Below are 13,204 nucleotides of genomic sequence, written 5' to 3'. Positions count from 1 at the left end.
GTATAATCGCCCGCGAGGACACATCCTCACGACAGGTGTTTCGAGAAGTGGCTGGGCCAATGCCCCCGCCCCACATCGCGCGCGGCTTAGACCCCTGGTGGGGAAAAATCAAGCGGTCATTCGAGCTGTGCTTCGGCCTCTGACGTCTGAGCCGCAAGAAGTGGCGGCAGCGCCAGCCATTCGGGCTTGGTCAGTATCCAATTCTGGATGGCTCTCGCGGCATTTCGCGACAGGGCGCGCATCTGCTCTTCTTTGGTTTTTGTGAACCCGGAGCCAATGATCGTGGTCGCGTTCGCGCCCTCGAATACCGTGATACGCTCAGGCTCAGCGTGCAGTTTGCGAGCCTCAGCATCGTCCCAGACGTTCGCCGACAGCACGAGAATAGATTTGGGCGCCAAAAGCACCGGAATGCCCGGAGGCGCAAGCGCGTAGCCATCCACATTTACTGCGATATGAAAATCACGCCCCCCGGCATAGCCTGAAAACCGGCGATCAATCTCGGCCCCAAGGACGTCCTGCCATTCGGCCGGTGTTGCGGAGCGCGAGGGCGGCACAAGGCGCGCATTGTCAGCGACCACAATATTCCACTTCATCTGAAACGACCCCATGTCGGGCTGCTGATAGATCAGTGGATCCTCTGAGGCGCAGGCCGAAACAAATAGTACGGCCAAAATCGTCAAAGTTTTGCGAAAAACGCCCATCATGCTCTCCAAAATTTAGGCCATGGGGTAGCCCACGATACCCGCCCGCGCAACGGTTGCTTGGCTCGGCTAGGGTGCGTCATCCGACACGACACTGCATATATCGCGCAGGGCTTGCCATTCTGTGTCTGACAAAGCGGGTGCAGTCGCGGTGCCGGTGTCCGCCGCAGCGGCGGCTTGGATCCGAGCGGCCATCTCGGGGTGCGAAGACAGATGCGCCAAGACGCCTGTAACTTCGGGATGATCTTCGGACATCCGGGCAAACAAGCTGCCCAACGCGGCGGGGGGCAGGCCCACGTCAGTCAACCGCTCCTGCGCGTAGACGTCTGCCTCTGTTTCAGCTGCACGTGAATAACCTGAGCTGATGATACCAGCCCCCAAACCCGCCGCCCCTGTGAAATCACCGGACAAGAGCGAGACGATGACAAAAGTCGTCATCCGCTCCAACACGCTGGCGACAGAATGGTCCAACACGACGTGACCCAATTCATGGGCGAAAACGGCCGCGACTTCATCCGGGCTCTCGGAGAGTTGGATGAGCGAATCGAAAAACGTGATGTAGCCCCCCGGCAAAGCATAGGCATTGGGGATTTGGTTGGCGCGATCATCCAAAACCGCCACCTTGAGCGGATAGGGCAAGGCAACGCCATCGGCGATACGCGCAGTGATCTTGTTCATCGCAGCCACCCCATCCGGCGCTGCACAGAACTTTAACGGCGTGTTGCTGGGCGAAAACGCGCTGCGGGTCAGTTCGAAATGGGTCTCCCCCATTTTCAGCTCAGCACGAACATTGGTGAAACCCGCCAGAACGCCCGCAAGCATCGGCAACACCACCAAGATCAGAGCGGCCACGGATACAGCGCCAACTGTGGCCGCCGTGATCGCTTGCCGCCACTTTGAAGGTGGACGTAAAGGAGTGCCTAGGTTCGGGCAGGCCCGCGCCACCATCGCGCAGGCGACCGGGTCCCGCAGGACCAAGCGCGCGCTGGTGTTGTCGTCTAACCCGATCGTCAGCGTGTCGTAATTCGACTGGTCCGGCAGCGTGCGCACCGCATCGCAAGGCCACAACACGACGTTCTGCCCGTCAGGCAGATCGAGGACCAGTACATCGCCGTAATCGCCGTGATCTTCGCGAACGGCAACACGCTGCGCTAGCGCACGCTCACCGTCATAGTAGTCGCCGAAATGCTCATTCGAGGGGGGCTGGGACGTATTCATATGCCGCCCCCAAAATCAAAGAAGCCCGCCAGCCCATCCGCATCTGCCATGTGATGATCCACCCCACGCCGGGTCGCGGCAATCACGCTGGCATCATGCACCAGCAGCGTTTCAGCCGCATGCCGCAACATCGGGAACGTCACAAACACATGTTTGAACTGCGCCCGCAGGACAAAAAAACTGAAGTAGATCAGAATGGTGCTCGCGAGGATAATCCACTCCGGCAGGTTGAACAGCGCCCCCAATGAGAATTCCTCAGTCAGGATGTCTTGGGAGGGAAGGCTTGCACCCAAGGCCCCAAAGATCGCGAACAGCATCGCCACGAGGATCGGCACAAGGATCGAAAGAATAAGGAAGATGATCAGGTTGCCGAGCAGATGGATTTTGATGATCTTGCCCGTGCGCGGATGAATTTCGAGTTCAGTCCCGCCGGAATAAAGCGTCTCGGACATCAACATCCGAAAGCTTGCAACCCGGTAGTAGATCCATCCAAAGACCATGCCCGGCACCGTAATAAATAGCCAGCCTAAGTTCCCGCCAGTTCCGTTAAAGGACGCCGCAGCGGGCAACCCAATTGTCGCCAATCCAAAGACCAAAAACGGTAGGTAAGCCGCATATAGCATAGTGAACCGGCCACTTTGGAAAAACGGCTGATCCCCAAACCACGTGCGATCCACCATAAATTTGCGCAACCGAAACGTCGCCAGTGGCAAAAGCAAGCCGAGCGACGCAATCGCCAGCCCATAGTAAAGGAACGCCCGCCACATGTAGCCAAACGCGCCGGGTTCCATAGAAAACGCGAGCCCGCGCCATGAGGTATGGTTTACCAGATACCTTCGGCCCCGGTACTGGGCGATAAAATAAAGCGGTAGGATCAGCGCAAGGGCCGCGATAAATCCGGGCGTCGTATCGCCGGTGAGATTGAGGCTCGCGAAGAGGATGAGCATCATCACGAGGCCCACGTAGAACACCAGCAGCACAGCCGCGACAAAGAAACCGATCAGTTTTTCAAGCGGTTGGCCCGTGTATTCTAACGGCATACCGCCCGGGCGCACACTAGACCACAGCCACCGGCGCAACCGGGTCCGCGCCCAAAATGAATACAGCCCGAAGGTCACAACCATCAAACTGCCGGTCTTGAGCACCAACCCTAGCAGGTCGATCCGCGCTCCTTTTACGGCAGTTTCCAGCGTGTCATCGGCCATTTCGGTGCCTTAGGTAAAGGTGTTATCCCGCGGAAAGCCACGTGGCGCCATCCGCCCTGCCGAAGCACGTTTGGATGTCCATTCGCTTAGATCTGTCTCGGTACGGGTCCGGCCAGCGGGATCGAGCCAGCTAAGGCCATCGGCGAGCGTGAAGGTCCGCGCATCCGTGAGGCCGCCGTCCTTATATTTTTGCAACCGGACGCCCTTGCCGCGTGCCATTTCCGGCAATTCATCAAGTGCGAAAACCAACATTTTACGGTTTTCGCCGACGACGGCGACGTGATCGCCTGCCACGGGCGCACAGACGGTCGCGCGCACATCACCTCGCACGTTCAGCACCTGTTTACCCGACCGCGTTTGGGCCACCACATCGTCCTGCGCGACGACAAAGCCGTCACCTGCACTTGAGGCAACCAGCAGCTTACCCCCAGCGCGGTAAATCAGAATATCCGTGATCTCGACCTCGTTGGGCAGATCTACCATCAGGCGCAAAGGCTCACCCATGCCGCGCCCACCGGGCAAATTCGCGGCCAGAACGGTGTAGAAACGCCCATTAGAGCCGAACACCAGCAGCTTATCCGTGGTCTCAGCATGGAACATAAAGCGGGGACCATCGCCGTCCTTGAACTTTAACTCACGCGCAAGATCGATGTGCCCGGTCATTGACCGCACCCAAGCCATCTTGGAGCAGACGACGGTGATCGGCTCACGCTCAATCATCGCCTCAAGCGGGACTTCTGCGATCTCTAGGGCCTCTGCAAAGGTTGTGCGGCGGGCACCGCCCTCAACACCTTTGCCGAATAGTTTACGCGTTTCGCGCAATTGATCCGCGATCGCTTTCCATTGGACGTCATCATTTTCCAGCAGGTCCTCTAGACCCGCGCGCTCCTCCATCAAAGCGTCACGTTCCGTGAGCAGCGCCAACTCTTCGAGCCGTCGCAAGGCGCGCAGACGCATATTGAGGATCGCTTCGGCCTGAACCTCGCTAAGGGCCTCGGACCGGTCGGTCGGCAAGGGGCTGACGTAGTCGGCTTCATCCTGCGCGCGCGCATGGCTGACGCCCCAGTCCTCGAACATCAACGCCCGCTTGGGCGCATCATCGTATCGGATAATATCGATGACGCGATCCAGATTGAGGAAGGCCACGATAAAGCCCTCAAGCACCTCAAGCCGGTGATCGATCTGGGCCAGACGGTGCCGTGAGCGGCGCTGTAGCACAACGCGGCGGTGGTCCAAAAACGCCTGCAAAACCTCACGTAGGCCGCAAACCTTTGGGGTCACACCGTCGATCAGCACGTTCATGTTCAACGAGAACCGTGTTTCCAGATCGCTGGCCCGGAACAGGGTCGACATCAAAACGTCGGGGTCCACGTTCTTGGTTTTCGGCTCAAGCACGATGCGGATGTCATCCGCACTTTCGTCGCGCACGTCCGCAAGGATCGGCACCTTTTTGGTCTGAATGACCTCGGCCAGCTTTTCGATCAGGCGGGATTTTTGCACCTGATACGGTATTTCGGTCACGACAATTTGCCATTGCCCACGGCCCAAATCCTCAACTTCCCAACGGGCGCGCAACCGGAAGGAGCCACGTCCAGTCCGATACGCCTCAAGCACGTTTTCGCGCGGCTCAACCAGCACGCCACCGGTTGGAAAATCCGGGCCGGGGATCATGTCGACCAGCGTTTCATCCCGAACATTGGGTGTCTTGATGAGATGCAGACAAGCGGTGATCAACTCTTCGAGGTTATGAGGCGGAATATTGGTCGCCATCCCAACCGCAATCCCGGAAGAGCCGTTTGCCAACAGGTTCGGGAACGCCGCAGGCAGCACGACGGGTTCACGCAACGTGCCATCGTAGTTGTCGCGGTAATCAACCGCGTCTTCGTTGAGCCCCTCTAGCAGCGCCTCAGCCGCGGCGGTCATACGCGCCTCGGTGTACCGGCTCGCGGCCGGGTTATCGCCGTCGATGTTGCCAAAGTTCCCCTGCCCGTCCACCAGAGGATAGCGAACTGCGAAATCCTGCGCCAAGCGCGCCATCGCGTCGTAAATCGCGGCGTCACCATGGGGGTGATAGTTGCCCATCACATCGCCCGAAATCTTGGCGGACTTCCGGAAGCCACCCGTCGGCGATAGACGCAATTCGCGCATCGCAAAGAGGATGCGTCGGTGAACTGGCTTCAGCCCGTCCCGCGCATCCGGCAACGCCCGGTGCATAATCGTGGACAGCGCATACGTCAGGTAGCGCTCCCCAATGGCGCGCGACAGTGGCTCTGCAATGGCTTCGGGTGTGTCGATGGGATCACTCATGAACTTGGTCTACTGTAGGCGATTTCCAGCGTAAACAGACAACGCGGCCAAAAAATGGTAAGTTGGTGTTCAAAGATTCGTAGCGCTGCCTTTTGCTGCACATTTATTTTATTTTGACCGTTTACGGAGGGCTGCGTTTTGCTTCGCCTTTCTATCATATTGATTGCCACCCTTTGGGCGGGCTTCCTGATTTGGGGCACGCCCAGTGAAACGACACCCCAATCGGGCCAAAACCTAAGCGACCACGCCCCGCGCGCCGCGAGAGTTTCGATATATTCAGAGCCGACGATTTTGTCTGTGGATCGCCCCACGCCAACAACTGCGCGCGCTGCACCGCCCCCGGTGCTGGCCGTTCAAATCGCCACGGAACCAACGACACCAGAAAAGATAGTGCCGATGGAAGAGTTACCTCTGTTTACGGTCACCGGCAGCCGCGTAAACCTACGCACCGGCCCCTCGACCCAGACAGATATTGTGATGTCCCTCTCGCTGGGGAGCGTGACCGCAGCGCTCGGCCCGGAAAAAAACGGTTGGATCGAGATCAGAGACCTAAACACGGGGCTGTCCGGCTACATGTCGGCCCAGTTTCTCGAATTGCTGTAAAGCATCCATTGACCCCACTGAGCCTGCCCTTACGTTGCCCCACGAAAAGAGGGCGCAATGCAAAAATCCATATTGATCACAGGGTGTTCCAGCGGCATCGGTCTAGACGCAGCACACACATTGCGTGACCGGGGCTGGCAGGTCTTTGCGGCATGTCGAAAGCAAGTTGATTGCGACCGGCTCTCGGATGAAGGCTTCGTCGCCCCACGGTTAGACTACGAAGCCCCCGAAACCATCGAGGCAGCCCTCAAAGATGTTCTGAACCAGACCGGAGGTACGTTGACCGGGGTCTTCAACAACGGTGCATACGCAATCCCCGGCTTGGTTGAGGACCTGCCCACCGACGCACTACGCCAGATTTTTGAAGCCAATTTCTTTGGCTATCATGCCCTGAACCGCGCCGTGATTCCGGTGATGCGCGCGCAGGGCCATGGCCGCATTGTGCAATGCTCCTCCATTCTAGGCTTCTCACCGCTGCCGTGGCGCGGGGCCTATAATGCCACCAAATTCGCGCTGGAGGGGTTAACGGACACGTTGCGACTAGAAATGCGTGGCACGCAGATTTTCCCGGTTCTGATTGAGCCCGGCCCCATCACAACCAAGATCCGAGAAAATGCGATTCCCCATTTTGAAAAGTGGATCGACTGGGAAAACAGCGCCCGGGTGGCTGATTACAAAGCGCTCAAACAGCGACTTTATACTTCATCTGGGCCTGACCCGTTTGAGCTGCCCCCCACTGCTGTGACCAAAAAACTGCTCCACGCCTTAGAAGCGCCAAGGCCACGCGCACGCTATTATGTGACCTTTCCCACCTACCTGATGGGCACGCTTAAACGGCTTTTGTCGACTTCGGGCATAGATTTTGTGGCCAGCCGGTTCTAGACCGCTACGTCACGGCCAAAGAGAGGAATAAACATGTTCAGCGATCCCTTGTTCTACATAGCAGCGGCTGCATGCCTTGTTGTGGCGGGCATCTTGTTGTTCGGCATCGGCGGCTTTGGCTCCGGTGGCGGCTTTAATAAAAAACACGCCAATAAGGTCATGCGGCTCCGGCTTTATGCCCAGTTGGGGGCCGTGGCCCTGATGGTTGGTTTTCTCTTACTACGCGGCGTCGGAGGTCAATAATGGTAGTTTTATCAAAGATTTACACAAAAACAGGTGATGCGGGCGAAACTGCTCTGGGCAACGGGGCACGGGTGGCAAAGCACTCACTGCGGGTCACGGCCTATGGCACTGTGGATGAAACAAACGCCACAGTTGGCCTAGCGCGACAGCACAGCACCGGTGAGATGGACGCCCAATTGGCGGCGATCCAGAACGATCTGTTCGACCTTGGCGCCGATCTGTGCCGCCCCGACATGGAAAAAGACGCCGAGAGCGAATATCCACCGCTGCGCGTCTCTGAAGCACAGGTCCAGCGGCTCGAAGCCGAAATCGACGCTATGAACGCTGCACTTGAGCCTCTGCGCAGCTTTATTCTGCCCGGCGGCAGCGCATTGGCTGCGCAACTACATCTGTGCCGGACCGTATCGCGCCGTGCCGAACGTTTTTCGGTTGAGCTAGCGACCGTCGAAGCGATTAACCCAGCAGCAGTCAAATACCTTAACCGCTTGTCTGATTGGTTCTTTGTTGCAGGCCGCATCGCGAATGACGGTGGCAAAGATGACGTTCTTTGGGTGCCCGGCGCGAATAGATAATTGATCCCTTTGCGCATCGCTTTGACCGCGAAAAAGGCGGTGCGCAAAGGACAAAATAGGACATAAAACGGCGTAAATGACCCAGACAGTGGTGTTGGCTTTGCCCTCTACATTGGCTCGCAAGCATCACGATAATCACGCCCAACATGCTACGACACACCACAGGCCTAGGGCCGGAAACATCGCCGCGTCACAGTGGCAAGTTGTAAAAATTTACTCTATGCCGCGCAGTGCACAGTGGTTATCAATGCGATGAAATTTTCGGGCAATATTTCACGAAAGCCCGAGTCGAACAGGAGAAACGCGCAATGAAGGTCCTCGTACCGGTGAAACGCGTGATCGATTATAACGTAAAAGTTCGCGTCAAAGCGGACGGAAGCGGTGTCGATCTCGCGAACGTCAAAATGTCCATGAACCCCTTTGATGAGATCGCGGTCGAAGCTGCGATCCGCCTGAAAGAAGCGGGTCAAGTAGACGAAATCGTCGTCGTTTCCGTTGGCGTTGCAAAAGCACAAGAAACGTTGCGCACCGCTTTGGCGATGGGCGCAGATCGCGCGATCTTGGTCGAAGCCACCGACGACGTTCACACCGACATCGAGCCTCTTGCCGTCGCAAAAGTCCTCAAGGCGCTGGTTGAAGAAGAGCAGCCCGGCCTCGTGATCTGTGGCAAGCAAGCCATCGACAACGACATGAACGCCACCGGTCAGATGCTCTCGGCTCTGCTGGGTTGGAGCCAAGCTACCTTCGCCTCCGAATTGGCGATTGAAGGCGAAAGCGCGACCGTGACCCGCGAAGTGGACGGCGGCTTGCAGACAATCAAGGTCAAGATGCCTGCCGTTGTGACCGTGGACCTGCGCCTCAATGAGCCGCGCTACGCGTCTTTGCCCAACATTATGAAGGCAAAGAAAAAACCGCTCGACACCAAGACACCAAGCGACTTGGGCGTTGACGTAACCCCACGTCTGAGCGTCGTCACAACAACTGAACCAGCAGCGCGCGCAGCTGGCGTCAAAGTTGGTTCCGTGGACGAACTTGTTTTGAAACTCAAAGACGAAGCAGGAGTGATCTAAGATGGCTGTTCTTCTTATTGCAGAAGTCTCGGGCGGCACTTTGGCCGTGGACGCAACCGCCAAGGCGCTCACTGCTGCCAAAGCGATGGGTGACGTAACCGTACTGTGTGCTTCCGCGGGATGCGGTGGCGCGGCAGAGGCGGCAGCGAAACTCGACGGTGTGAGCAAAGTTCTCTGCGCCGATGACGCAGCTTATGGCCACGACCTTGCGGAGCCTCTTGCCGATTTGGTTGTCGGCATGGCCGGTGACTACAGCCACATCGTGGCACCCGCTACAGCAACTGCTAAAAATGTGATGCCCCGCATCGCAGCCCTGCTGGATGCAATGGTGATCTCGGACGTAACGGCCGTTGTGGACGCAGACACTTTTGAGCGCCCCATCTACGCTGGTAACGCGATCCAAACGGTCAAATCGGCAGATGCTACAAAGGTTCTGACAGTTCGCACAGCGACGTTTGATGCCGCTGGCGAAGGCGGCTCGGCGTCGGTTGAAAGCATTGCAGCAGCGGCCAACTCCGGAATTTCGGAGTGGGTAGAAGACAAGGTTGCCGCCTCTGACCGGCCCGAGCTGACCTCCGCTGGAATCGTTGTCTCTGGTGGTCGCGGCGTTGGCTCCGAGGACGATTTCAAGATGATTGAAACCCTCGCGGACAAGCTGGGCGCCGCAGTTGGTGCATCCCGTGCCGCAGTCGACTCAGGCTACGCTCCGAACGATTGGCAGGTCGGCCAGACCGGCAAAGTCGTCGCACCCGACCTGTACGTTGCGGTCGGTATCTCGGGTGCAATTCAGCACCTTGCCGGCATGAAAGACTCCAAGGTTATCGTTGCAATCAACAAAGACGAGGAAGCGCCAATCTTCCAAGTTGCTGACTACGGTCTCGTTGCTGATTTGTTCGACGCAGTACCAGAACTTCTCGAAAAGCTCTGATTACGCTGAAACCTTTATTGGAAACGGCCCGCATTTGTGCGGGCCGTTTTCTTTTGCGCTAATCTCAAGCGAAAGCGGCAACACCCGCCAGTTTCTCCGCGATCTCTACGTGACACGCTGGGGGCAAAAGTTGCTTTGCCACGGGCACCTCCATCTCAGGCACTTTCATACCGTGAATACCCGCATTGGCACGTGTTTGCGCAGGGTCGTACCGCAGAACATCCTCAACCAATGGTCGTAAATCGTCGACCATGCGCTCAGACACAAAAAGTGGCTCTGGCCCAAGTTCCGCGCCATGTGTGGGCGGAGTTTCATCCGGCAACCACAAAAGCATTTTGCGCCCGGTTATCCGCGTCAGCAGCAAACGCATACGCGCCGTCCAGGCCGCACACAGTTCCTGCTCAATCATCCGGAACTTGTCCGGCGAACAGGCTTTTAACGTCACCAGCATGTGCCGCGTGAAATGGAATTCACTAAAATCAACGCCTTGAAACAGGTTTTGCATCAGAGCTGAGGGCTTCAAGAAGCGGTCGTTGCGGCGAGGATGAACGTGATAGAAACGGTTCGACATGTTATGCGCCGGCAAAACCTGGACAATTGTCATATCAGCCTCTGAGGCCATATCCAGCACCGTCGCATCAGCCGCAAAGACATCCACGCCAGCATTCATTTGGCCAAAGTTCACGCAAGGCAGGCCAATCTTATCTTCCAAAAGCTCGGAAAACGGCCGTTCCACATAGCGACCATACGTTTCAGAACCACCAATAACCGCGACATAGGGTGTTCGACGATCCTTCTTGGGACCCCGAAACAGTGTTTTCGATGCGCCGTAAGTGCACGGGTAATACTCAAGCGCGGGCTGCGCCATTCTTTCATAGGTCATCTACCTATTCCCACCAATGTTCGACTCACCCAAGCCAGACATTGCAGCAAAGCCGTTACCGATTACCTAACCGAGTAATTTGCCATTCTTTTTCAACAACACCGTGGCTTGTGACCCTTCGCTATCCCGCGTAATTTAGCCCCACACACGGCAGGAGAGCCCGAATGGATATTCAGAAAATCGGCATCGTCGGCGCAGGCCAGATGGGCAACGGCATTGCACATGTCTGTGCATTGGCGGGTTACGATGTGATTCTAAATGATATTTCCCAAGACTCACTCGACGCCGCGATGACAACGGTTCGCAAAAACCTCGAACGACAAGTCAGCCGTGAAAAAATCACACAAGCCGATCAGGATGCGACCCTAGGCCGGATCTCAACCACGTTGCGCCTTCCGGATTTGGGCGCGACGGACTTGGTTATTGAGGCCGCGACGGAGCGTGAAACAGTAAAACAGGCGATTTTCGAAGACCTTCTGCCTCACCTCCAACCACACACAATCCTGACCTCCAACACATCGTCTATCTCGATCACCCGCCTCGCGAGTCGTACAGACCGGCCCGAGAAATTCATGGGCTTCCACTTCATGAACCCGGTGCCGATCATGAAATTAGTCGAGTTGATCCGTGGGATCGCAACAGACGAACCAACATTTTCGGCCTGTCGCAAGGTGGTTGAACGGCTGGGCAAAACCGCTGCCACTGCAGAAGATTTTCCAGCATTCATCGTTAACCGCATCTTGATGCCGATGATCAATGAGGCGGTTTACACGCTCTATGAGGGTGTCGGAAACGTTAAATCCATCGATGAATCCATGAAGCTTGGCGCGAACCACCCAATGGGGCCGCTTGAACTCGCGGACTTCATCGGGTTGGACACATGCCTTGCGATTATGAACGTGCTACATGACGGTCTAGCGGATACCAAATACCGTCCCTGCCCACTGCTCACGAAATACGTTGAGGCCGGGTGGCTTGGTCGCAAAACGGAACGTGGCTTCTACGACTATCGTCAGAACCCGCCTGTCCCAACCCGCTAATCGTTCAGGGTTTTTTCCCGCAACCAAGCGACAAACCCACGTGGGTTTGACGCCCATTTTGCGATCTCAGATCGGTCAATGGGTGCACGCACGATAGGGGCCTGTGGTTTGTTCAACGCATAAACCACTTCATGCAGCAGCAGACCCTGACGCAGGGTCGCCGAAAGAATATTCGCAATCTGATACCAACGCGAGTTTTGTCCCGGAAAGAACACAGGCACGACAACCGCTTCGGATTTTTGGATCATTTTCGCGGTGAACGGATTCCATTCCTTTTCGACCGCTGGTCCAAAATATGTCTCCGAGGCTGCAACAGCGCCGGATGGGAACAGGACAATCACACCGCCGTTTTCCAGATGCGCATTCGAGGCTTTGCGCATCTCAAGATTTTTCTTCAACGAATTCTCTTCGTGCGGAAACGGCACCGGGATCATGAATTCTTCGATCTCGGGGATCCCGGTCAGCAAGGAACGCGTCAAGATTTTGTAATCTGTTCGCACCCGACCGATCAATTCGGCCAACACCATGCCATCCACCAAACCATGCGGGTGATTGGCCACAACAATAACCGGGCCCGTCTTGGGGATGCGCGCGATTTGCTCCTCGGGGGTGATCAGATCAATCCCCATGACCTTGAGCGCATGCGCCCAAAACCCCTGCCCGGTTTGCACACCCTCCCGCTCAAACCGGCGGATCAGGCGCAGCAGTCGAATTTTGCCCGTCGTCCACTCCATCACGCGGATTGTGTTGGCTTTCCACGGGTTTTCGAACGTGTTGGCGTAGGAAAGGCGCTTCTTATCATAGGCCACGTAATTGGGGTCCGTGACCCCATCCGCGCCGTCTAATTCGTGCGTATTGTCCACCAAAGCTAACGGGGCTCCCGGTTCAGACGTCTTCCCCAAAGCGCGCGGCCACCAAGTCGGCCAATGCATCGGCCAAGGCATCCGCTTGTGCGCCCGAAGTTTCGACCTCAATAGTCGTTCCCTTGGATGCTGCCAACATCAAAAGCCCCATGATTGAATCGCCAGACGCCTCAAGACCGTCTTTGCGGACCGTGGCAGAGGCATCAAAACCTTCGACACACTCAACAAACTTAGCTGAAGCCCGTGCGTGCAGGCCTTTTTGGTTCACGATGGATAGGGTTCTTGCCGTCATGCGTTGCCCGCCGTTGCATCAAAACTGTTGATGTACCGTCGTCCGGCATCGCGCGCCAAATCGACCGCCTCACCGACTGAGCGCCCACGAGACTTGGCAAGCTTAATCAGAGCCGGAAGGTTCGCGCCGTACAGAATACGCCGATCAGCGGCCATGCACGCAGGCAACGATAGGTTCGAGGGGGAGCCACCAAACATGTCAGTGACAACTACAACACCGTCTCCGGTATCGACATCGTTCGCCGCTGCACAAATTTCAGATTTTTTCACATCTCTGTCGTGATCAGGCTCTATGGCTATCGCAACAATACCGGTCTGCTGGCCAACGACATGTTCAATCGCAGCCAGGTACTCCCGTGCAAGCCCCCCGTGGGCAACGATGACGATCCCAATCACCT

Annotated in this window: 15 protein-coding genes; 7 read left to right on the top strand and 8 right to left on the bottom strand. The window is 56.8% G+C overall.

The window, feature by feature from the left end; genetic code table 11:
* Window positions 1–116: 116 nt before the first annotated feature.
* From PM04_RS14130 to PM04_RS14115, 4 genes are all read right to left on the bottom strand, one after another.
* Window positions 117–704, bottom strand: a complete 588-nt coding sequence (locus PM04_RS14130; RefSeq protein ID WP_235281446.1) for a hypothetical protein — start codon at window positions 702–704, stop codon at window positions 117–119.
* A 66-nt stretch (window positions 705–770) separates the two neighbouring features.
* Complete coding sequence (locus PM04_RS14125; RefSeq protein ID WP_038008029.1) at window positions 771–1,919, bottom strand: M48 family metallopeptidase; 1,149 nt, start codon at window positions 1,917–1,919, stop codon at window positions 771–773.
* Window positions 1,916–3,124 (bottom strand): DUF898 family protein, encoded by a 1,209-nt coding sequence (locus PM04_RS17450; RefSeq protein WP_052068311.1) that lies wholly within the window; start codon window positions 3,122–3,124, stop codon window positions 1,916–1,918. Before PM04_RS17450 ends, PM04_RS14125 begins: the two co-directional genes overlap by 4 nt.
* Window positions 3,125–3,133: 9 nt before the next feature.
* Complete coding sequence (locus PM04_RS14115) at window positions 3,134–5,431, bottom strand: DNA topoisomerase IV subunit A (protein ID WP_038008025.1); 2,298 nt, start codon at window positions 5,429–5,431, stop codon at window positions 3,134–3,136.
* Between the two features lie 138 nt (window positions 5,432–5,569).
* Here PM04_RS14115 and PM04_RS17445 point away from each other — a divergent pair, with 138 nt between their 5' ends.
* The 6 genes from PM04_RS17445 (at window position 5,570) to PM04_RS14085 (ending at window position 9,729) form a co-directional block, all read left to right on the top strand.
* Window positions 5,570–6,034 carry an SH3 domain-containing protein gene (locus tag PM04_RS17445; protein ID WP_052077309.1) on the top strand — a complete coding sequence of 155 codons (465 nt, stop codon included), beginning with the start codon at window positions 5,570–5,572 and terminating at the stop codon, window positions 6,032–6,034.
* Window positions 6,035–6,091: 57 nt separating this feature from the next.
* Entirely contained in the window at window positions 6,092–6,916 is an 825-nt protein-coding gene (locus tag PM04_RS14105; RefSeq protein ID WP_038008022.1) for an SDR family NAD(P)-dependent oxidoreductase, read from the top strand.
* Window positions 6,917–6,949: 33 nt separating this feature from the next.
* Window positions 6,950–7,159, top strand: a complete 210-nt coding sequence (locus PM04_RS14100) for an HIG1 domain-containing protein (protein WP_038008020.1) — start codon at window positions 6,950–6,952, stop codon at window positions 7,157–7,159.
* Window positions 7,159–7,731 (top strand): cob(I)yrinic acid a,c-diamide adenosyltransferase, encoded by a 573-nt coding sequence (locus PM04_RS14095; RefSeq protein WP_038008019.1) that lies wholly within the window; start codon window positions 7,159–7,161, stop codon window positions 7,729–7,731. Before PM04_RS14100 ends, PM04_RS14095 begins: the two co-directional genes overlap by 1 nt.
* A gap of 308 nt (window positions 7,732–8,039) precedes the next feature.
* Window positions 8,040–8,801: an electron transfer flavoprotein subunit beta/FixA family protein gene (locus PM04_RS14090; RefSeq protein ID WP_038008018.1), complete on the top strand. Its 762-nt coding sequence runs from the start codon at window positions 8,040–8,042 to the stop codon at window positions 8,799–8,801.
* A 1-nt stretch (window position 8,802) separates the two neighbouring features.
* Window positions 8,803–9,729 (top strand): electron transfer flavoprotein subunit alpha/FixB family protein, encoded by a 927-nt coding sequence (locus PM04_RS14085; RefSeq protein ID WP_038008017.1) that lies wholly within the window; start codon window positions 8,803–8,805, stop codon window positions 9,727–9,729.
* 64 nt (window positions 9,730–9,793) lie between these two features.
* Here the strand turns inward: PM04_RS14085 and PM04_RS14080 are convergent, their stop codons facing one another.
* Entirely contained in the window at window positions 9,794–10,612 is an 819-nt protein-coding gene (locus tag PM04_RS14080; protein WP_038008016.1) for a DUF6473 family protein, read from the bottom strand.
* Between the two features lie 164 nt (window positions 10,613–10,776).
* Between PM04_RS14080 and PM04_RS14075 the strand changes: the two genes are divergently transcribed.
* Window positions 10,777–11,652, top strand: a complete 876-nt coding sequence (locus tag PM04_RS14075) for a 3-hydroxybutyryl-CoA dehydrogenase (RefSeq protein WP_038008015.1) — start codon at window positions 10,777–10,779, stop codon at window positions 11,650–11,652.
* Here the strand turns inward: PM04_RS14075 and PM04_RS14070 are convergent.
* From PM04_RS14070 to PM04_RS14060, 3 genes are read right to left on the bottom strand one after another with little or no spacing between them, the layout of a single operon-like run.
* Window positions 11,649–12,518 carry a lysophospholipid acyltransferase family protein gene (locus tag PM04_RS14070; RefSeq protein ID WP_038008014.1) on the bottom strand — a complete coding sequence of 290 codons (870 nt, stop codon included), beginning with the start codon at window positions 12,516–12,518 and terminating at the stop codon, window positions 11,649–11,651. The genes PM04_RS14075 and PM04_RS14070 overlap by 4 nt on opposite strands.
* A gap of 19 nt (window positions 12,519–12,537) precedes the next feature.
* Window positions 12,538–12,807 (bottom strand): HPr family phosphocarrier protein, encoded by a 270-nt coding sequence (locus tag PM04_RS14065; RefSeq protein ID WP_038008012.1) that lies wholly within the window; start codon window positions 12,805–12,807, stop codon window positions 12,538–12,540.
* Entirely contained in the window at window positions 12,804–13,202 is a 399-nt protein-coding gene (locus PM04_RS14060) for a PTS sugar transporter subunit IIA (RefSeq protein WP_038008054.1), read from the bottom strand. The genes PM04_RS14065 and PM04_RS14060 overlap by 4 nt, the downstream gene beginning before the upstream one ends.
* Window positions 13,203–13,204: the final 2 nt, after the last annotated feature.

Origin of the sequence: Thalassobacter sp. 16PALIMAR09 (genome assembly GCF_000765485.1) — a bacterium.
Lineage (GTDB): Bacteria > Pseudomonadota > Alphaproteobacteria > Rhodobacterales > Rhodobacteraceae > Thalassobacter > Thalassobacter stenotrophicus.
The sequence above is the reverse complement of the archived record's forward strand: the minus strand, read 5'-3'. Positions and strand labels throughout refer to the sequence as shown.

What these genes read in the sequence shown, in the direction of transcription:
- PM04_RS14105 (WP_038008022.1), top strand. Translation starts at nt 6,092, where the DNA reads ATGCAAAAATCCATATTGATCACAGGGTGTTCCAGCGGCATCGGTCTA.
- PM04_RS14130 (WP_235281446.1), bottom strand. Translation starts at nt 704, where the DNA reads ATGATGGGCGTTTTTCGCAAAACTTTGACGATTTTGGCCGTACTATTT.
- PM04_RS14075 (WP_038008015.1), top strand. Translation starts at nt 10,777, where the DNA reads ATGGATATTCAGAAAATCGGCATCGTCGGCGCAGGCCAGATGGGCAAC.
- PM04_RS14080 (WP_038008016.1), bottom strand. Translation starts at nt 10,612, where the DNA reads ATGACCTATGAAAGAATGGCGCAGCCCGCGCTTGAGTATTACCCGTGC.
- PM04_RS14100 (WP_038008020.1), top strand. Translation starts at nt 6,950, where the DNA reads ATGTTCAGCGATCCCTTGTTCTACATAGCAGCGGCTGCATGCCTTGTT.
- PM04_RS14090 (WP_038008018.1), top strand. Translation starts at nt 8,040, where the DNA reads ATGAAGGTCCTCGTACCGGTGAAACGCGTGATCGATTATAACGTAAAA.
- PM04_RS14095 (WP_038008019.1), top strand. Translation starts at nt 7,159, where the DNA reads ATGGTAGTTTTATCAAAGATTTACACAAAAACAGGTGATGCGGGCGAA.
- PM04_RS14065 (WP_038008012.1), bottom strand. Translation starts at nt 12,807, where the DNA reads ATGACGGCAAGAACCCTATCCATCGTGAACCAAAAAGGCCTGCACGCA.
- PM04_RS17450 (WP_052068311.1), bottom strand. Translation starts at nt 3,124, where the DNA reads ATGGCCGATGACACGCTGGAAACTGCCGTAAAAGGAGCGCGGATCGAC.
- PM04_RS14085 (WP_038008017.1), top strand. Translation starts at nt 8,803, where the DNA reads ATGGCTGTTCTTCTTATTGCAGAAGTCTCGGGCGGCACTTTGGCCGTG.
- PM04_RS14125 (WP_038008029.1), bottom strand. Translation starts at nt 1,919, where the DNA reads ATGAATACGTCCCAGCCCCCCTCGAATGAGCATTTCGGCGACTACTAT.
- PM04_RS14115 (WP_038008025.1), bottom strand. Translation starts at nt 5,431, where the DNA reads ATGAGTGATCCCATCGACACACCCGAAGCCATTGCAGAGCCACTGTCG.